At 74.1% G+C, this 18,142-nt stretch carries 16 protein-coding genes; 11 read left to right on the forward strand and 5 right to left on the reverse strand.

Going from position 1 to position 18,142, the window contains the following annotated elements; all coding sequences use genetic code 11:
• Window positions 1-19 precede the first annotated feature (19 nt).
• A complete protein-coding gene (locus ABZ836_RS03300; RefSeq protein ID WP_356138512.1) occupies window positions 20-565 on the forward strand; it encodes a methyltransferase domain-containing protein in 546 nt (181 codons plus the stop codon).
• A gap of 114 nt (window positions 566-679) precedes the next feature.
• Here ABZ836_RS03300 and ABZ836_RS03305 read toward each other — a convergent pair whose 3' ends face one another.
• Window positions 680-1,900: a bifunctional adenosylcobinamide kinase/adenosylcobinamide-phosphate guanylyltransferase gene (locus ABZ836_RS03305; protein WP_361138778.1), complete on the reverse strand. Its 1,221-nt coding sequence runs from the start codon at window positions 1,898-1,900 to the stop codon at window positions 680-682.
• A 194-nt stretch (window positions 1,901-2,094) separates the two neighbouring features.
• Here ABZ836_RS03305 and ABZ836_RS03310 point away from each other — a divergent pair, with 194 nt between their 5' ends.
• Complete coding sequence (locus ABZ836_RS03310; RefSeq protein ID WP_356138516.1) at window positions 2,095-2,322, forward strand: hypothetical protein; 228 nt, start codon at window positions 2,095-2,097, stop codon at window positions 2,320-2,322.
• 83 nt (window positions 2,323-2,405) lie between these two features.
• Here ABZ836_RS03310 and ABZ836_RS03315 read toward each other — a convergent pair whose 3' ends face one another.
• From ABZ836_RS03315 to ABZ836_RS03325, 3 genes are all read right to left on the reverse strand, one after another.
• Window positions 2,406-3,467, reverse strand: a complete 1,062-nt coding sequence (locus tag ABZ836_RS03315; RefSeq protein WP_356138533.1) for a trypsin-like peptidase domain-containing protein — start codon at window positions 3,465-3,467, stop codon at window positions 2,406-2,408.
• Between the two features lie 143 nt (window positions 3,468-3,610).
• Window positions 3,611-4,312 carry a methyltransferase domain-containing protein gene (locus tag ABZ836_RS03320; RefSeq protein WP_356138535.1) on the reverse strand — a complete coding sequence of 234 codons (702 nt, stop codon included), beginning with the start codon at window positions 4,310-4,312 and terminating at the stop codon, window positions 3,611-3,613.
• A gap of 113 nt (window positions 4,313-4,425) precedes the next feature.
• Window positions 4,426-5,025 (reverse strand): DUF3043 domain-containing protein, encoded by a 600-nt coding sequence (locus ABZ836_RS03325; protein WP_356138518.1) that lies wholly within the window; start codon window positions 5,023-5,025, stop codon window positions 4,426-4,428.
• Between the two features lie 310 nt (window positions 5,026-5,335).
• Here ABZ836_RS03325 and ABZ836_RS03330 point away from each other — a divergent pair, with 310 nt between their 5' ends.
• From ABZ836_RS03330 to ABZ836_RS03370, 9 genes are all read left to right on the forward strand, one after another.
• On the forward strand, window positions 5,336-6,127 hold the full coding sequence (locus tag ABZ836_RS03330) for a PspA/IM30 family protein (protein ID WP_356138519.1): 792 nt from the start codon (window positions 5,336-5,338) through the stop codon (window positions 6,125-6,127).
• Between the two features lie 27 nt (window positions 6,128-6,154).
• Window positions 6,155-6,433 (forward strand): hypothetical protein, encoded by a 279-nt coding sequence (locus ABZ836_RS03335; protein ID WP_356138521.1) that lies wholly within the window; start codon window positions 6,155-6,157, stop codon window positions 6,431-6,433.
• 218 nt (window positions 6,434-6,651) lie between these two features.
• A complete protein-coding gene (locus ABZ836_RS03340) occupies window positions 6,652-7,446 on the forward strand; it encodes an adenosylcobinamide-GDP ribazoletransferase (protein ID WP_356138523.1) in 795 nt (264 codons plus the stop codon).
• A 154-nt stretch (window positions 7,447-7,600) separates the two neighbouring features.
• A complete protein-coding gene (locus tag ABZ836_RS03345) occupies window positions 7,601-9,142 on the forward strand; it encodes a leucyl aminopeptidase (RefSeq protein ID WP_361138784.1) in 1,542 nt (513 codons plus the stop codon).
• Window positions 9,143-9,431: 289 nt separating this feature from the next.
• Window positions 9,432-10,820: a dihydrolipoyl dehydrogenase gene (lpdA, locus tag ABZ836_RS03350; protein ID WP_356138527.1), complete on the forward strand. Its 1,389-nt coding sequence runs from the start codon at window positions 9,432-9,434 to the stop codon at window positions 10,818-10,820.
• A 50-nt stretch (window positions 10,821-10,870) separates the two neighbouring features.
• Window positions 10,871-12,673, forward strand: coding sequence for a 2-oxoglutarate dehydrogenase, E2 component, dihydrolipoamide succinyltransferase (gene sucB, locus ABZ836_RS03355; protein WP_361138787.1), 1,803 nt, complete (start codon window positions 10,871-10,873; stop codon window positions 12,671-12,673).
• 261 nt (window positions 12,674-12,934) lie between these two features.
• On the forward strand, window positions 12,935-13,576 hold the full coding sequence (locus ABZ836_RS03360) for a GntR family transcriptional regulator (protein WP_356139338.1): 642 nt from the start codon (window positions 12,935-12,937) through the stop codon (window positions 13,574-13,576).
• Window positions 13,577-13,924: 348 nt separating this feature from the next.
• Window positions 13,925-16,651, forward strand: a complete 2,727-nt coding sequence (gene aceE, locus ABZ836_RS03365) for a pyruvate dehydrogenase (acetyl-transferring), homodimeric type (protein ID WP_356139337.1) — start codon at window positions 13,925-13,927, stop codon at window positions 16,649-16,651.
• 139 nt (window positions 16,652-16,790) lie between these two features.
• The gene (locus ABZ836_RS03370) at window positions 16,791-17,318 is read left to right on the forward strand and encodes a DUF4240 domain-containing protein (RefSeq protein ID WP_356139344.1); all 528 of its coding nucleotides are present in this window, start codon (window positions 16,791-16,793) and stop codon (window positions 17,316-17,318) included.
• Window positions 17,319-17,333: 15 nt separating this feature from the next.
• Here the strand turns inward: ABZ836_RS03370 and ABZ836_RS03375 are convergent, their stop codons facing one another.
• Window positions 17,334-18,032, reverse strand: a complete 699-nt coding sequence (locus tag ABZ836_RS03375) for a peptidoglycan recognition protein (RefSeq protein WP_361139334.1) — start codon at window positions 18,030-18,032, stop codon at window positions 17,334-17,336.
• Window positions 18,033-18,142 lie beyond the last annotated feature (110 nt).

An 18,142-nucleotide genomic window follows, 5' to 3' on the forward strand; every position in this document is an offset into this window, starting at 1 on the left:
TCCGAGCTGAGGAGCCGCCGTGGCCGAGGTCGTCGTGCCGGAACCGCAGGGCCCCGTCGACCCGGCGGCCGATCCGGCGGCCGGGGCGCCGCCCGACGACCGGCCGCCGGGCCCGGTGGAGCGGCTGCGGTTCCTCCTGGCGGCCCGGGCGGTGCGGGCGGTGGCGCCCGAGCCGGAGAGCTGGCTGGACGTCAACTGCGGCGGCGGCCACTTCTGCGAGGCGGCGAAGGCGTACTTCCCTTACACCGCCTTCGACGGGCTGGACGTCACCCCACTGGTGGAGGTGGCGCTGGCCGCCGGGCGGGTGGAGGAGGCGCACCGGGGGCTGCCGGACGACCCGGCGGTGGCCGCCCGCCTGACGGGCCGTTACGACGTGGTCAGCCTGCGGGGCGTCAGGCCGCGCCCGGACGGGCTCCGCGCGCTCCGGGCGCTGCTGCGGCCCGACGGCCACCTCCTGCTCGACCCGGCCCCGGCGTGTCCCGGCGACGTGGCCGCGGCGGGCTACCGCGTGCTTCCGCCCCGGCCCTGGCGCCCCTGGCAGCCCCTCCTGGCCAGGGCGACCTAGAACGGGGCCCCGGCCGGCGCCCCGTCACAGGCCGGCGCCCCGTCACAGGCCGGCGCCCCGTCACAGGCCGGCGCCCCGTCACGGGCCGGCGCCCCGTCACAGGCCGGCGCCACGTCAGAGGCTGGGGCCGCGCAGGGGGAGGGCCTGACCGGCCACCACCAGCAGCACGTGTTCGCACTCCGCGGCCACGGCGGCGTTGAGGCGGCCGAGTTCGTCGCGGTACCGGCGGCCCGAGGCGGTGGCCGGCACGATGCCGGAGCCCACCTCGTTGGAGACGGCCACCACCGTGCGCCGGGTCTCCCGCAGCGCCTGCGCCAGTTCGGTCACCCGCTCCCGCAGCGCCCGCTGCCCGCCGCCGGACCACTCGGCGTCGTCCCAGGCGCCGACCGCGTCCATCGCGTCGGTGAGCCACAGGGCCAGGCAGTCGATCAGCAGCGGTGTGCCGTCGCCCTCCCCGTCGTCCCGCAGCAGCGGCACCAGGTCGCAGGTCTCCAGGGTCCGCCACGAGGCGGGCCGCCGGTCGCGGTGCAGCCTGACCCGCTCGGCCCACTCCGAGTCCCCGCCCCGCGTCCCGCCGGTGGCCACGTACACCACCTCGGGGAACGCCTCGAGCCGCCGTTCCGCCTCCACCGACTTGCCGGAGCGGGCACCGCCCAGCACCAGCGTCCGCCGCGGCACGTCCGGCACGTTCTCGTACGACCCCACCACCAGCGTCTCCCCGTCCGGCACCGCCCGCGCCCCCGCCGCGGCCAGCCTGCGCCGCAGTTCGGGGCCCGGCGGCACGTCGTGGTCGATGTGCACCGCGATCACGTCCGTGGTGGGCCCGGCCGCGCCCGCCGCCCGCAGGCGGGCCAGCGCGTCCGGGCGGCCGATCAGGTCGGCCAGCACCATGTCGTACGGTTCCGCGGTCTCCTCCAGTCCGGCCGGCGCGCAGCCCGGCGGCAGGTACAGCAGCCGCCGGCCGTCCGGCCCGGTGACCGCGTACCCCGTGCCCGGGGCGTCCATGGCCAGCGCGCGCACCCGGTGCCCGGTGAGCAGCGCCAGCTCGCGGCCGTCGGGCACCCGGCCGGGCTGCGGCAGCCCCGGCGGCACCTCGACGGCGGGGCCGTCGTGCGGGTGGGTGAGCAGGACCTGCCGCACGCCGGTCAGCGAGTGGCCCGACCGGGCGGCGGCGAAGGCGGCGCCGGGGATCAGGTCCAGCAGCAGCGTCCCGTCCACCAGGAGCGAGGTCGCGGCCCGGGCGTCCGGGCCGAGGGCGAGCGCGCAGGCCGCGCAGGGGCAGCCGGGGCGGGGCAGCCCGCCGGGGGCTCCGGTGCCGAGCAGAGTGACGTCCACGGACCGATTCTCCCGCCCCCCGCGCCCGCCGCGCGCCCGCGCGCCGTCTGTTCGGCGGCGGAACGTCCTCCGGGCGGGCCGAACCGGGGCGGGTGACGCCGGTCATGTTGCCGGGGGCGCGCGACCGGGAACGATCAGGGCCTAGGCTCCTGACGACGGCATCCCAAGCCGGACCCGCAACCCTGGAGGCGCACGTGGTGGCATGGATTTGGCGGTTCGAGAAGGCCGACGGCACCGAGGTCGAGCCCGCGGTGGAGCCGGAGGAGTTCACCACCCAGGGGGACGCGGAGTCCTGGCTGGGCGAGCACTGGCGCGAACTGCTGGAGGGCGGCGCCGAGCAGGTGCGGCTCTTCGAGGACCGGACGGAGATCTACGGGCCGATGAGCCTGCGCGCCGAGGAGACCGAGGGCGCCGAGGCCTGACCGGCGGGGCCGGGCGGCGGTACGCCCACCGCCCGGCCCGCCCCCCGGCCGTGGTGCACGGCCGCAGCGCGCGGCGCGCGGCCTCAGTGCTCGCCGAGGGTCACCCGCACGGTGCGGTCGTCGCCGTCGCGGAGGTAGGCGACGGTCACCTTGTCGCCCGGCTTCAAGCCGGCCAGCGTCTCGGTGAGCGAGGTGATGGTGGTGATCCGGCTGCTGCCCATCCGGGTGATGACGTCCCCGGCCCTCAGCCCCGCGTCGTCGGCGGCCCCGCCGCGGGTGACCTCGACGATCGCCACGCCGGTGGCCCGCGAGTTGCGGTCGACGACGGTGCGCCCGGTGATGCCCAGCGCGGCCCGCCCGGTGTGGGTGACGCGTCCCTGCTCGATGATCTGGTCGGCCACCGTGCGGACCATGGACGACGGGATGGCGAATCCGATGCCGGCCGCCGCGCTGCCGCTGAGGCCGGGGTCCGAGGCGGCGAGCGTGGGGATGCCGATGACCTCCCCGTCCAGGTCGACCAGCGCGCCCCCGCTGTTCCCGGGGTTGATGGCGGCCGAGGTCTGGATCATGTTGGGGATGGTGGCCCCGGTCCCGCCGCCGTCGGCGCTCTCGCTGACGGTCCGTCCGGTGGCCGACACGATCCCCTGGGTGACGCTGGAGGAGAGCCCCAGCGGCGAGCCCATCGCCAGCACGATCTGCCCGACCTGCACCTCGGTGGAGTCGCCGAACGACGCGGGCCGCAGCCCCTCCGGCATGCGCTCCAGCTTGATCACGGCGAGGTCCTGCTCGGGGAAGGACGACACCAGCCGCGCGGTCAGCGGCGTGCCCGCCTGGGCGGTGGTGACCCGGAAGCGGTCCTCGTCCCCGACGACGTGCGCGTTGGTGACGATGTGTCCGCGGTCGTCGTAGACGATGCCGGAGCCGAGGTCGCCGGACGCCTGCACCTGGACCACCGAGGGCAGGACGTCGCGGATGACGTCGATGTAGCCCTCCTCCAGGTCCTTCGGGGCGTGCGGCGCGCGCGGGGCGGCGGCCTCCTGGCCGCGGGCGGAGTGCGGGGCGGCGTTCTGGCAGGCGGGCAGGACGGCGAGGGCGAGGCAGCAGGCGAGGGCGAGCCCGGCGCGGCGCGCGGGGGTGGCGTCCATGGCGTCCATGGCACGAGTCTGGTCCGCGCCCCCGGCCCCCGGCGCGTCCAGTACCCCCGAACGGGCGCGGTGCCGCCGCCCGTCCGCCGTGCCCGGGGGGCTGTCCGGCGGATCGTGCCGTTCTCGCCGCCGGGTCGGCTCCCCTAGGGCCGGGCGCCGCAGAGGTGGAGGAGGGCGGCCACCCGGCGGTAGGGGTCGGTGCGGCCGGCGCGTTCCTCGGCGGCGAGGAGGGCCTCGAGGTCGGACGGCGGCGTGGCCCCGTCGGGCGCCTGGTCGGTGAAGACCCGGACCCCGTACCAGGTCCGCAGCGGCGCGCCGATGCCCGCCAGCGACTCGGTCAGCGCGTCCAGCCGGTCGGCCCGGGCGTCCACGCCGAGGCGGTTCCGGTAGGCCGTGCCGTCGAAGGCGGCGACCGCGCCGGCCCAGTCGCCGGCCAGGCCGGGCCGCATGGCGAGGGCGTCGCCGTTGCGGACGAGCAGCGAGAGCAGCCCGCCGGGGGCGAGCATCCGGCCCAGTCCGGCGAGCAGCGGGTCGGGCTCGTCGACGTACATCAGCACGCCGTGGCAGAGCACCACGTCGAAGCTGCCCGGCAGGAAGTGGACGCCGGTCTCGTGGCCGTCGCCCTCGAGCAGCCGGACGCGTTCGCGGATCCCGGCCGGCTCGGCGGCCAGGGCCTGGCGCGCGGCCTCGATCATCGTCGGGTCGCGCTCCACGCCGGTGACCTGGTGCCCGGCGCGGGCGAGCCGCAGCGCCTGGGTGCCCTGGCCCATGCCGACGTCCAGCACGCGCAGCCGGCGGCCGACCGGGAAGTGGCCGATGATCTGCTCGTCGAGCTGACGGGCCACCAGTTCCTGGCGGACCAGGTCACGCAGCCCGCCCAGCTTGCCCAGCCAGGCGCGGGCCGCGTCGGCGTCGAAGGGGGCCGCCTGTCGCGGCACCTGCCCGGAACCGGTGGCGGTCAGGGCCGCTCCCCGCGCTTCACCTGGGGCTTGGGCAGCCGCAGTCGCCGCATCTGCAGCGAGCGCATCAGCGCGTAGGCCACCGCGCCACGGCGGTTGTCGTCCGGGAACTTCTCGGCGAGCCGCTTGCGCAGGCGGATGCCGGTGAAGAGCGAGTCGATCACGATCATCGCGATGACGGCCAGCCACAGCAGCATGCCCAGGTACTGGACCTGCTGGTTCCGGATGATCGTCAGGACCAGGATGATCACGGCCATGGGGAGGAAGAACTCCGCCACGCACCAGCGCGAGTCGATGTAGTCGCGGGCGAACCGCCGCACCGGACCCTTGTCGCGCACCGGCAGGTAGCGCTCGTCGCCGGAGGCGAGCGCCTGGCGCTGGCGCTCCAGCGCGGCACGGCGCTCCTCGCGCTGCCGCTTCGCCGCCTCCTTGCGGTTGGTCGGCGTGTTGGCGACGCTGCGGCGCTGGGACTGGGCCTGGCTCCGCTTGGGAGTCGGCCTGCCCTTCGGGGCCTGCGGGTCACGGGGCTGCTTGGCCTGGCTCACCGGCGTCTGCGCGGCGTCCTTGGCCTTCTCGGCGTTGGCACGGCTTCGGAACACAAAACCCAAGGGTACGGGGTGCCCCTCCGCATGGACCACCGCCCCGAGGGGAACGATCCCGCAACGACCTGCGTCCTCCTCACGGGGAGATCACCCGGGATCACCCGGGACCGTGGGGAGATCACCGGGAATCGGGCCGGGTTCTCCCCGGTGATCTCCTCCCTGGGCCGGACCGGACGTGTTCATGGTCGTCCTCGCGGAGGACCGCATCGCACTCCGAACAGTGCGGTAATGGAGACACAGCCCTTACCGTGGGTTGTATCGGCAGTAGCTGGAGCTGGAAGTCGTCAGAAGGGGGCGCGCGAAGCCCATGAGCGGTGTCATGAAGCGTATGGGGATGATCTTCCGCGCGAAGGCGAACAAGGCCCTGGACCGGGCCGAGGACCCTCGCGAAACCCTCGACTACTCGTACCAGAAGCAGCTCGAGCTGCTGCAGAAGGTGCGTCGCGGGGTCGCCGACGTGGCGACCTCCCGCAAGCGTCTGGAGCTCCAGCTCAACCAGCTGCGCTCCCAGTCGACCAAGCTGGAGGAGCAGGGCCGCAAGGCGCTGGCGCTGGGCCGCGAGGACCTGGCGCGCGAGGCGCTGACCCGGCGCTCCGCCCTCCAGCAGCAGGTGACCGACCTGGAGACCCAGCACAGCACCCTCCAGGGCGAGGAGGAGAAGCTCACCCTCGCGGCCCAGCGGCTGCAGGCGAAGGTGGACGCCTTCCGCACCAAGAAGGAGACCATCAAGGCGACCTACACGGCCGCCCAGGCCCAGACCCGGATCGGCGAGGCCTTCTCCGGCATCTCCGAGGAGATGGGCGACGTCGGCCTGGCCATCCAGCGCGCCGAGGACAAGACGGCCCAGCTGCAGGCGCGGGCCGGAGCGATCGACGAGCTGCTCGCCTCCGGCGCCCTGGACGACCAGTCCGGGGTCGCCAAGGACGACATCCAGGCCGAGCTGGACCGGCTCTCCGGTGGTACGGATGTGGAGCTGGAACTGCAGCGGATGAAGGCCGAGCTGTCGGGCGGCACGTCCGCGCAGCAGCAGGCGATCGAGGGCGGCCGGCAGGCTGAGGAGCAGCCGCAGGACGCGCCCCGGTTCCACAAGGAGCAGTAGCCCCGACCGGCTTCAGGGAGGCCCGGGATGATCGTACGGATCATGGGTGAGGGTCAGGTCCGGCTGTCCGACAGCCATCTGGCCGAACTCTCCGCCCTGGACGACGAGCTGTCGTCGGAGATGGAGCAGGGGGACGGGCCCGGGTTCCGCCGGACCCTGGTGGCGTTGCTGGACAGGGTCCGCGAGCTGGGCGAACCGCTCCCGGACGACTCCCTGGAGCCGTCCGAGCTGATCCTGCCCTCCCCCGACGCCACGCTGGACGAGGTCCGCGCCCTCCTCACCGACGACGGGCTGATCCCGGGCTGAGGCCGGACCCGGGGCCGGGTCGGGGCGGCATCGGGCCCGGGACCGGGTCGGGGCGGCATCAGGCCCCGGCCGAGGCCGGACCCAGCCGGGGTCGAGGACAGACCCGGCCCCGGCCGAGGCCGGACCCGGCCCGGGTCGAGGACAGACCCGGCCGGGCCGGGGCCGGGCCGCGCCCCCGGCCGCCGGCCGTGCCGGGCGCGCGGGTAGCGTCGCGCGGCATGGTGGAAGGTTCCTCGTCCCGCGTCCTCGACGGTCCCCGCTTCGCGCTGGGGACGCTGACCGTGCTGCGCGTGCGCGTGCGCCGCTGGGACCGGGACGCGGCCCGGGCGGGGATGCTCTGCGCGCCGCTCGCCGGGCTGGTCGTCGGCGCGGCGGCCGCCCTGGCCGGCGCGGCGGGGGCCCTCACCGGGTTCGCCCCGCCGCTCGCCGCCGTCGCCGCCGTCGCCGTCCCCGCCGTCCTGACCCGCGCCCTCCACCTCGACGGCCTCGCCGACACCGCCGACGGCCTCGGCAGCGGCCGGCCCGCCGACGAGGCGCTGCTGATCATGAAGCGCTCCGACATCGGCCCGTTCGGCGTGGTCACCCTGCTGCTGGCGCTGGCCGCGCAGGCCGCCGCGCTGGCGCAGGCGTTCGCCCACTCCCCCGCCCGGGGCGCCTTCGCCGCCGTGCTCGCGGCCGTGACCGCCCGGCTGGCGCTGACCGTGGGCGCGCGGGCCGGCGTGCCCGCGGCCCGCCCGGAGGGGCTCGGCGCGACGGTCGCCTCGGTGGTGCCCCGCCCGGCCGCCGCCGCGCTCGCCGCCGCGGTGGCCCTCCTGGCCGCCGCCGCCGGCGCCGTGCTCGAGGGCCCGGCCGGTGCGCTGCGGGCGGCCTGTGCCGTGCTGCTGGGGTGTCTCGCCGCCGAGGCGCTGCTGCGCCGCTGCGTCCGCCGCTTCGGCGGCGTGACCGGCGACGTGCTGGGCGCGCTCGCGGAGACGGCGGCGACCGCCGCCCTGCTGGTGCTGTGCCTGGGCTGACCGCCGCCGGAACCCGCGCGTAGTCTCCTGTTCCAGGAGCAGGTGTTCCACAAGCAGAAGTTCCACAAGCAGAGCAACCCAGGGCCGGGCCGAGCCCATCCACTCGGCACCTTTCGGTTCCACCAGACTCAAACGGAAGCGAGACATCACCACCGTGACTGATCTTTCCCTCAGTACCTCCGCCGTGGCCGGCCTGCGCGCCGACGCGGTCGTCGTCGGTGTCGCCAAGGGCGCGGGGCCGAGCAGCGGCCCCGTCCTGGCGGCGGGCGCCGAGGCCGTGGCCGAGGCCTACGACGGCTCGCTGGCCGGCCTGCTGGAGACCCTCGGCGCCAAGGGCGCCGAGGGCGAGGTGACCAAGCTGCCCGCCCCGTCCGGGTTCAAGGCCCCGCTCGTGGTCGCGGTCGGCCTGGGCGCGGAGCCGGAGAAGGGCGAGGCCTGGGGCGCCGAGGCGCTGCGCCGTGCCGCCGGTTCGGCCGCCCGCGCGCTCTCCGGCGTCAGGAAGGCCGCCTTCGCGCTGCCGCTGGAGGACGCGGAGGCGGCCGGCGCGGTCGCCGAGGGCGTCCTGCTCGGCGCGTACTCCTACGACGCCTACAAGGAGTCCGGCAAGGACGAGAAGGCCCGCGCCGCGTCCGGCAAGGGCCCGCTGGGCGAGGCCGTGCTGCTCGGCGGCAAGCCCCGCGACCGCGCCTTCAAGGCGGCCGTGGAGCGCGGCGTCGCGGTGGCCGAGGAGACGAACCGCGCCCGCGACCTGATCAACATGCCGCCGAACGACCTGTTCCCGGCGACCTTCGCGGAGATCGCGCAGAAGGCCGCCAAGGAGCACGGCCTCAAGGTGACGGTGCTCGACGAGAAGGCGCTCACCAAGGGCGGCTACGGCGGCATCCTGGGCGTCGGCAACGGCTCGACCCGCCCGCCGCGGCTGGTGAAGCTGTCCTACACCGCGTCGAAGGCGAAGAAGCACCTGGCCTTCGTCGGCAAGGGCATCACCTACGACTCGGGCGGCATCTCCCTGAAGCCGGCCGGCCACAACGAGACCATGAAGTGCGACATGTCCGGTGCGGCGGCGGTCCTCTCCGCGGTCGTCACGGCGGCGCGCCTGAACCTCGACGTGAACGTCACCGGCTGGCTCTGCCTGGCGGAGAACATGCCGTCCGGCTCCGCCACCCGCCCGGGCGACGTGCTGCGGATGTACAGCGGCAAGACCGTCGAGGTGCTGAACACCGACGCCGAGGGCCGCCTGGTGCTGGCCGACGGCCTGTGGGCCGCCTCGGCGGAGAAGCCGGACGCGATCGTCGACGTGGCGACGCTGACCGGCGCGATGATGCTGGCCCTCGGTTCGCGGACCTTCGGCGTGATGGCCAACGACGACGCCTTCCGCGCCGCCGTCCACGAGGCCGCCGAGGAGAGCGGCGAGGACGCCTGGCAGATGCCGCTGCCGGAGCACCTGCGCGCCGGGATGGACTCCGCCACGGCCGACATCGCCAACATGGGCGAGCGGATGGGCGGCGGCCTGGTGGCCGGCCTGTTCCTGCGCGAGTTCGTGGGCGAGGGCATCACCTGGGCGCACCTGGACATCGCCGGCCCGGCCTTCAACGAGGGCAAGCCGTTCGGCTACACGCCCAAGGGCGGCACGGGTTCCGCGGTGCGCACGCTGGTCCGTCTGGCCGAGCGCGCCGCCGCCGGCGACGTGCTGTGACGCACGCGTCCTGACGAACGGGTCACACCGGGGCGGGGAGGGGTTCCGCGACGCGGGTCCCCTCCCCGCCCCCTTGCGCGCCGCGCGGCGGGGTAGGCGCAGGACGGTCCACCCGGAACTGTGCCGTGTCTCACAACACGGCCCCGCGTCCGGTTGGACCGCGACAAGTGCAAAGATGGACCCTTGGCAGGACAGGGCCCCACCCGGGCCGAAGCACTTAGAGCGGCCGTGACCAGCCGCCGACCGGTCGGACGAGACCGGCGTGGCGCACATGCATGGAGGACGTGACGTGGCGAACGACGCCAGCACCGTTTTCGACCTAGTGATCCTCGGCGGCGGTAGCGGCGGGTACGCCGCGGCGCTGCGCGGGGCTCAGCTGGGCCTTGACGTCGCCCTGATCGAGAAGGACAAGGTCGGCGGCACCTGCCTGCACAAGGGCTGCATCCCGACGAAGGCTCTGCTCCACGCCGGCGAGATCGCCGACCAGGCGCGTGAGAGCGAGCAGTTCGGTGTGAAGGCGACCTTCGAGGGCATCGACGTCCCGGCCGTCATGAAGTACAAGGACGAGGTCATCTCGGGCCTGTACAAGGGCCTGCAGGGCCTGGTGGCCTCCCGCAAGGTGACCTACATCGAGGGTGAGGGCCGCCTGTCCTCCCCGACCTCGGTCGACGTGAACGGTCAGCGGATCCAGGGCCGCCACGTCCTGCTGGCGACCGGCTCCGTGCCGAAGTCGCTGCCGGGCCTGGAGATCGACGGCAACCGGATCATCTCCTCGGACCACGCGCTGGTCCTGGACCGCGTCCCGCAGTCCGCGATCATCCTGGGCGGCGGCGTCATCGGCGTCGAGTTCGCCTCGGCGTGGAAGTCCTTCGGCTCCGAGGTCACGATCATCGAGGGCATGAAGCACCTCGTGCCGGTCGAGGACGAGAACAGCTCGAAGCTGCTGGAGCGGGCGTTCCGCAAGCGCGGCATCAAGTTCAACCTGGGCACCTTCTTCGAGAAGGCGGAGTACACCCAGAACGGCGTCAAGGTCACCCTGGCGGACGGCAAGGAGTTCGAGGCCGAGGTCCTGCTCGTCGCCGTCGGCCGCGGCCCGGTCTCGCAGGGCCTGGGCTACGAGGAGCAGGGCGTCGCGATGGACCGCGGCTACGTCCTGGTCGACGAGTACATGCGCACCAACGTCCCGACCGTCTCCGCGGTCGGCGACCTGGTGCCCACCCTCCAGCTCGCGCACGTCGGCTTCGCCGAGGGCATCCTGGTGGCCGAGCGCCTGGCCGGCCTGAAGGTCGTCCCGATCGACTACGACGGTGTCCCGCGGGTCACCTACTGCCACCCCGAGGTCGCCTCGGTCGGCATCTCCGAGGCCAAGGCCAAGGAGATCTACGGCGCGGACAAGGTCGTCGCTCTGAAGTACAACCTGGCGGGCAACGGCAAGAGCAAGATCCTGAAGACCGCGGGCGAGATCAAGCTCGTCCAGGTCAAGGACGGCGCCGTGGTCGGCGTCCACATGGTGGGCGACCGCATGGGCGAGCAGGTCGGCGAGGCCCAGCTGATCTACAACTGGGAGGCGCTGCCGGCCGAGGTCGCGCAGCTCATCCACGCGCACCCGACCCAGAACGAGGCGCTGGGCGAGGCCCACCTCGCGCTGGCGGGCAAGCCGCTGCACTCGCACGACTGACCAGGCCCCGCCCACAGACTTCCGTACTTCCGTAAGGAGCAACCGAAACCATGGCGGTTTCCGTAACCCTGCCGGCGCTCGGCGAGAGCGTCACCGAGGGCACCGTCACCCGTTGGCTGAAGGCCGAGGGTGAGCGGGTCGAGGCCGACGAGCCGCTGCTCGAGGTCTCGACCGACAAGGTCGACACCGAGATCCCCTCGCCCGCGTCCGGCGTCCTGTCCGCCATCAAGGTGGCCGAGGACGAGACGGTCGAGGTCGGCGCCGAGCTGGCCCTGATCGACGACGGCTCCGGCGCGCCCGCCGAGCAGGCCGCCCCGGCGCAGGAGGCCGCCCCGGCCGCCGAGCCGGTGCAGGCCCCCGAGGCCACCCCGTCCACGGAGCAGGCCGAGCCCGCTCCGGCCCCGACCCCCGAGGCCACCGCGGGCGGCGGGTCCGCCGAGGGCACCGACGTGGTGCTCCCGGCGCTCGGCGAGTCCGTCACCGAGGGCACCGTCACCCGCTGGCTGAAGCAGGTCGGCGACTCCGTCGAGGCCGACGAGCCGCTGCTCGAGGTCTCCACGGACAAGGTCGACACCGAGATCCCCGCGCCGACCTCGGGCACGCTGCTCGAGATCGTCGTCGGCGAGGACGAGACGGCCGAGGTCGGCGCCAAGCTGGCCGTCATCGGCACCCCGGGCTCGGCCCCGGCCGCCGCCGCTCCGGCCGCCCCGGCGGCTCCCGAGCCGGCCCAGGCCGAGGCCCCCGCCCCCGCCCCCGCGGAGGCCCCGGCTCCGGCTCCGGCTCCCGCGCAGGCTCCGGCCCCGGCCGCCCCGGCCCCGGCCGCCGCCGCCCCCGCGCCGGCCGCTCCGGCTCCGGCCCCGGCTCCCGCCCAGGCCCCGGCCGCGCCGGCCGCTCCCGCCGCCCCCTCGGGCGCCGGCGCGAGCGACGCCTACGTGACCCCGCTGGTGCGCAAGCTGGCCGCCGAGAACGGCGTCGACCTGGGCTCCGTCAAGGGCACCGGCGTCGGCGGCCGCATCCGCAAGCAGGACGTCCTGGCCGCCGCCGAGGCCGCCAAGGCCGCGGCGCAGGCTCCGGCCGCCGCCGCCCCGGCCGCGCCGGCCGCCAAGAAGGCTCCGGTCCTCGAGGCGTCCCCGCTGCGCGGCCAGACCGTGAAGATGCCGCGGATCCGCAAGGTCATCGGCGACAACATGGTCAAGGCCCTGCGCGAGCAGGCCCAGCTCTCCTCCGTGGTCGAGGTCGACGTCACCCGCCTGATGCGCCTGCGCAACCAGGCCAAGGACGCCTTCCTGGCCCGTGAGGGCGTCAAGCTCTCCCCGATGCCGTTCTTCGTGAAGGCGGCGGCCCAGGCGCTGAAGGCCCACCCGGTCATCAACGCCCGGATCAACGAGGCCGAGGGCACGATCACCTACTTCGACACCGAGAACATCGGTATCGCGGTGGACGCCGAGAAGGGCCTGATGACCCCGGTCATCAAGAACGCCGGCGACCTCAACCTGGCCGGCATCGCCAAGGCCACGGCGGAGCTCGCGGGCAAGGTCCGCGGCAACAAGATCACCCCGGACGAGCTGGCCGGCGGCACGTTCTCGATCAGCAACACCGGCTCGCGCGGTGCGCTGTTCGACACGATCATCGTTCCGCCGAACCAGGTCGCGATCCTGGGCATCGGGGCCACGGTGAAGCGTCCGGCCGTCATCGAGACCGAGGACGGTCCGGTCATCGCGGTCCGCGACATGACCTACCTGACGCTCTCCTACGACCACCGTCTGGTGGACGGCGCCGACGCCGCCCGCTACCTGACCGCGGTCAAGGCGATCCTGGAGGCCGGCGAGTTCGAGGTCGAGCTCGGCCTGTAACCGCCTCACGCCGCTCGCGCCCCCGTCCGGTATCACCGGGCGGGGGCGCGGTGCGTGCGGGGGTGCGCGGCCGGGTCAAGCGGAGGTCAAGGGCACCGCCGGGGCCCCGGTGAAATGCCCGTTCCGTGATGTAAGCCTCGTCTCACCTGCGTCTCGGCGTGCGGATGCGCCTCGGCAGACACGCTCCGCAGCCGTATTGTCTAAGCGTCGAACGCCCTCGGGGGCCCTGGCCGCAGGTCGCCCCTGCCCGAAGGAGCCCCCATGACCGCGCCCGTCATCCACTCGCTGCGCGAACAGATCCGCGAGCACATCGTGGAGGGAATCGTCAGCGGTCGGTGGAAGCCGGGCGAGCGGATCGTGGAGCGGCGGATCGCCACCGAGCTGGAGGTCAGCCAGACGCCCGTGCGCGAGGCGCTGCGGGAGCTGGAGTCGCTGCGGCTGATCGAGTCGGCCCCCAACAAGGGCGTGCGGGTGCGGAACCTGACCGCGGCCGACCTGGAGGAGAGCTACCCCGTCCGGGCCGGTCTGGAGGCCATCGCGGCCGAGCTGGCGGCCCAGCGGCTGGCCGACGACTGCTCGGCCCTGGAGCCGCACGTCGACGCCCTGTACGAGGCCGACCGGCTCTCCGACGCGGCGGGCCAGGTGCGCCACACGGTCGCGTTCCACCGCGAGATGGTCCGTGCCGCCGGCAACTCGGTGCTGCTGCACACCTGGGAGGGGCTGGGCATCGAGGTGTTCACCGCCCTGTCGATCCGGTGGCTGGGCACCGTGCAGCAGTCCTTCGCCGAGGAGCACGAGGAGCTGGTGGCCGCCTTCCGCCGCCGCGACCCCCGGATCGCGGACCTGGTCAAGGCGCACGTCCTCGGGTGCGCCCCGCGTCCGGACGCCGACACCGACGCCTGAGCGCGGTCTCCCTCCCCAGCTCGCCTCCACGGGCTCCGGCGCCCTTCGAGGGCCCGCCTGAGCGGCCCCCGCACCATACGAGCGCAGCCTCACACCCCGCGTGACCTGCGATTCCTCGGCACCGGGTGCCTTCTGACCCCGAGAACCCATGGCACTGCGTGCCGACTTTTGCTCGAACGGCAAGTTTTACCGCTCCCCCCTTTGATCGATCATCGATCAGGGGGTTACAGTCGCCCGCGGGCCTCCACCCGAGGTCCAACCTGCCCTGTCCTGCCAAAGACCAAGGGCTACCCGCACCGCGCGCACCCCGCGCGCCTCCGCACCCCTTCGACTGAGGAAGGCGGCGACATGACCGACCCCCACGCCATCCGGCCCCACGGACTCCGTCACAGCGCGCTGGACCAGCTTCCGGACCGCGACCGCGAGGAGACCGCCGAGTGGCAGGCCTCGCTCGACGCGGTGGCCGAGGCCGCCGGCCCGCACCGTGCCGCGTACCTGATGCGCCGCACCCTGGAGCGTGCCGAGGGCGCGGGCGTCGCGCTGCCCAAGCTGCTCGAGACGGACTACATCAACACCATCCCGACGTCCGCCGAGCCCGAGGTCCCCGGTGACGCCGAGATGGAGGCCCGGATCACGGCCTGGAACCGCTGGAACGCGGCCGCCATGGTGACCCGCGGCAGCAAGTACGGCGTCGGCGGCCACATCGCCACCTTCGCCTCGGCGGCCTGGCTCTACGAGACCGGCTTCAACCACTTCTTCAAGGGCAAGGAGTCCCCCGAGGCTCCCGGCTCCGGCGACCAGATCTACGTACAGGGCCACGCCTCCCCCGGCGTCTACGCCCGCGCGTTCCTGGACGGCCGCCTCACCGAGGCGCACCTGGACAACTTCCGCCGCGAGTCCGGCGGCGACGGCCTGCCGTCCTACCCGCACCCGCGCCGCCTGCCCTGGCTGTGGGAGTTCCCGACGGTCTCCATGGGCCTCGGCCCGCTCTCCGCGATCTACCAGGCGCGGTTCAACCGCTACCTGACCAACCGCGGCATCAAGGACGTCTCCGCGTCCCACGTGTGGGCGTTCCTCGGCGACGGCGAGATGGACGAGCCGGAGTCGACGGCGGCACTCGCCCTGGCGGCCCGCGAGGGTCTGGACAACCTGACCTTCGTCATCAACTGCAACCTGCAGCGCCTGGACGGCCCGGTCCGCGCCAACTTCAAGATCGTGCAGGAGCTCGAGGCCCAGTTCCGCGGCGCCGGCTGGAACGTCGTGAAGACGCTGTGGGGCTCCGCCTGGGACGAGCTGCTCCAGCTCGACACCACCGGCGCGCTGGTCCGCCGCCTGCGCGAGGTGCCGGACGCCCAGGTCCAGACGTACCAGACCCGCGACGCCGCCTACATCCGCGAGGACTTCTTCGGCAAGGACCCGGCGCTCGCCGAGATGGCGAAGCTGCTGAGCGACGACAAGATCCTCGACGTCTTCCACTTCTCCCGCGGCGGCCACGAGCCCCGCAAGGTGTACGCCGCCTACAAGGCCGCCGTGGAGTTCAAGGGCGCCCCGACGGTGATCCTGGCGCAGACGGTCAAGGGCCACACCCTGGGCGAGGGCTTCGCCTCCAAGAACGCCAACCACCAGATGAAGAAGCTCTCGGTGGACGAGTTCAAGGACATGCGGGACCGCCTCGGTCTGCCGATCAAGGACAGCGACTTCGTCGACGGCGTGGTGCCCTACGGCCACCCGGGCGCCGACTCCCCCGAGGTCCGCTACCTCCAGGAGCGGCGTGCCGCCCTCGGCGGTCCGGCCCCGGCCCGCCGGGTGCACCCGGTCGCCCCGCTGCCGGCCCCCGCGGAGAAGGTGTTCACCTCCTTCGACAAGGGCTCCGGCTCGCAGAACGTCGCCACCACGATGGCGTTCGTCCGCCTGGTCAAGGACCTGGTCCGCGACAAGGAGACCGGGAAGCGCTGGGTGCCGATCGTCCCGGACGAGGCGCGCACCTTCGGCATGGAGTCGCTCTTCCCGTCGCTCGGCATCTACTCCCCCAAGGGGCAGACGTACGAGCCGGTCGACCGCGACCAGCTGATGTACTACAAGGAGGCCAAGAACGGCCAGATCCTCAACGAGGGGATCACCGAGGCCGGTTCGATGGCCGACTTCATCGCCGCCGCCACCGCGTACTCCACGCACGGCGAAGCGATGATCCCGTTCTACATCTTCTACTCGATGTTCGGCTGGCAGCGCACGGCCGACCAGATGTGGCAGCTCGGCGACCAGCTCGGCCGCGGCTTCCTCGTCGGCGCCACCGCGGGCCGCACCACCCTCACCGGTGAGGGCCTGCAGCACGCCGACGGCCACTCCCCGGTCATCGCCGCCACCAACCCGGCGGCCCTGACCTACGACCCGGCCTTCGCCTACGAGGTCGCGGTGATCGTCAAGGAGGGTCTGCGCCGCATGTACGGCCAGGCGCTGCCGGGTGAGGACCAGGACGTCTTCTACTACCTGACGGTCTACAACGAGCCGCTGCCGCAGCCGGCCAAGCCGGCCGCCCAGGGCATCGACGAGGGCATCGTCAAGGGCCTGTACCGCTTCAACACCGCGGAGACCGCCGGCCTCACCCCGGCCGCCAACGCCCCGCGCATCCAGCTGCTGGGCTCCGGCACGGCGATCCACTGGGCCCTCGACGCGCAGCGCAAGCTGGCCGAGGACTGGGGCGTGGCCGCCGACGTGTGGTCCGCGACGTCCTGGACGGAGCTGCGCCGCGACGCGCTGGAGGCCGACGAGGCGATGCTGCGCGGCGAGGAGCGGGTGCCGTTCGTCCGCCGGGCGCTGGCCGGCGCGCAGGGTCCGGTCCTGGCCGTCTCCGACTACATGCGCCAGGTCCCGGACCAGATCGCGCAGTGGGTGGAGCAGGACTGGTCCTCGCTGGGCGCGGACGGCTTCGGTCTCTCCGACACCCGTGACGCGGCCCGCCGCCACTTCGGTGTCGACGCCGAGTCGATCGTGGTCGCGGCCCTGGCCCAGCTCGCCCGCCGCGGCGAGGTCAAGGCCACCGCGGTCAAGGAGGCCCGGGAGCGCTACGGCCTCTGACGGCACGGGCCCCGGCGGCGCACGACCCGCCGGGGCGACCCGCCGGGGGCGACGAGGTGAGGGGACGGCGAATGTTCGCCGTCCCCTTCGTCGTGCCCGGGTGCGATCGGGGCCCGCAGGGACGATGCTGGGGTGCGTGATGGACGAAGCGCAGTTCTGGCAGCTGGTGGACGAGGCCCGCGAGGAGGCCGGGGGCGACCCCGAGGAGCAGGCCGACCTGCTGGTGGAGGGGCTCCTGCGACTCGATCCGGAGTCGGTCCTGGACTTCGCGCGCCATTTCGAGTCCCGCTACGACCGGGCCTTCCGCTGGGACCTGTGGGGCGCCGCCTCGGTGCTGCTGGACGGCGCCGACGAGGACGCCTTCGACCGGTTCCGGTGCTGGCTGATCGGCCAGGGCCGGGAGGTCTTCGAGGGCGCGCTGCACGACCCGGACGCGCTGGCCGGTCTCCTCGACGACTTCGACGACGAGATCGACGGCGACGGCGAGGAGCTGGGGTACGCGGCGGACGAGGCGTACGAGCAGCTGACCGGTCTGGTCACGCCGGACCTCGGCCTGTCCGCCCCGCCCCCGCGGCCCGAGGGCGAGCCGATCGACCTGGAGGACGACGAGGCCCTGGCGGAGCGGTTCCCGCGCCTGTGGCAGCGTTTCGTCGAGGGCGCGGACTGAATCCGAGGGCGGTCCTCACGCGGACCGGCCCTGGAGCTGGGCGGCCCGCTCCCGGATCAGCGGCAGGTGGGCCTTGAGCGCGGCGCCCGGGCAGTCCGTCCGGTACCCGTCGTCGTGTCCGGCGATCGCCGGCAGCACCGCGGCCTCGCCCTTGCCGAACCGGCTCTTGTCGTTGCTGGACACCAGGCGCACGTCGCCGCGCGGGTCCACGTCGGAGAGCCCCAGCTTCCAGGCCGCCAGCCGCGCGATGGCCTCGGTCATCGCCTCGGGGACCTCGGCGCCCTGGGTGAAGGTGCCGATCGCGGCGACCCCCATGGTGCGGTGGTTGAACCCCTGGGTGTGCGCCCCGGTCACCGGCCGGTCCGAGCCGCCGGCCCGGCCCTCGTAGATGGTGCCGCAGCGGTCGACCAGGAAGTTGTAGCCGATGTCGTCCCAGTGGCGGCCGGCCGTCTGGTCCGCGGTGATCCGGCGGATGATGGCCGGGGCGTCGGCGCAGTCGTAGCCGTTGGGCGAGTCGGTGTGGTGCACGAAGACGGCGACCACCTTGTCGTCGTACTTCGGCGGCGGCTGCTTGCTCGGGCCGCCCCGGCGGTCCTGTCCCGCCTCCCGGGCGTGCCCCTTGTCGCCCGGCCTCAGCCAGGAGGAACGCGGCATGACCGGCGGCTCGGGCGCCCCGTACCGGGGCCCGCTCGGCGCGGCGGGACCGCGCGGCATCGCCCGGTCGTCGCCCTGCCCCTGCAGCAGGAGCACGAACAGCAGCACCATCACGGCGACCACGGGCGGCAGCACCGCCTCGATCCGGGGCCTCCCCCGCCGTCCGCCCC

This window comes from Streptomyces sp. NPDC047130, from assembly GCF_040643475.1.
In the GTDB taxonomy this organism is placed as follows: domain Bacteria; phylum Actinomycetota; class Actinomycetes; order Streptomycetales; family Streptomycetaceae; genus Streptomyces.

Excerpts from the sequence above, each read along its gene's own strand:
- aceE (WP_356139337.1), top strand. The coding sequence starts at position 13,925 with ATGACCGACCCCCACGCCATCCGGCCCCACGGACTCCGTCACAGCGCG.
- ABZ836_RS03315 (WP_356138533.1), bottom strand. The coding sequence starts at position 3,467 with ATGGACGCCACCCCCGCGCGCCGCGCCGGGCTCGCCCTCGCCTGCTGC.
- ABZ836_RS03335 (WP_356138521.1), top strand. The coding sequence starts at position 6,155 with ATGATCGTACGGATCATGGGTGAGGGTCAGGTCCGGCTGTCCGACAGC.
- ABZ836_RS03375 (WP_361139334.1), bottom strand. The coding sequence starts at position 18,032 with ATGCCGCGCGGTCCCGCCGCGCCGAGCGGGCCCCGGTACGGGGCGCCC.
- ABZ836_RS03340 (WP_356138523.1), top strand. The coding sequence starts at position 6,652 with ATGGTGGAAGGTTCCTCGTCCCGCGTCCTCGACGGTCCCCGCTTCGCG.
- ABZ836_RS03370 (WP_356139344.1), top strand. The coding sequence starts at position 16,791 with ATGGACGAAGCGCAGTTCTGGCAGCTGGTGGACGAGGCCCGCGAGGAG.
- ABZ836_RS03330 (WP_356138519.1), top strand. The coding sequence starts at position 5,336 with ATGAGCGGTGTCATGAAGCGTATGGGGATGATCTTCCGCGCGAAGGCG.
- sucB (WP_361138787.1), top strand. The coding sequence starts at position 10,871 with ATGGCGGTTTCCGTAACCCTGCCGGCGCTCGGCGAGAGCGTCACCGAG.
- ABZ836_RS03360 (WP_356139338.1), top strand. The coding sequence starts at position 12,935 with ATGACCGCGCCCGTCATCCACTCGCTGCGCGAACAGATCCGCGAGCAC.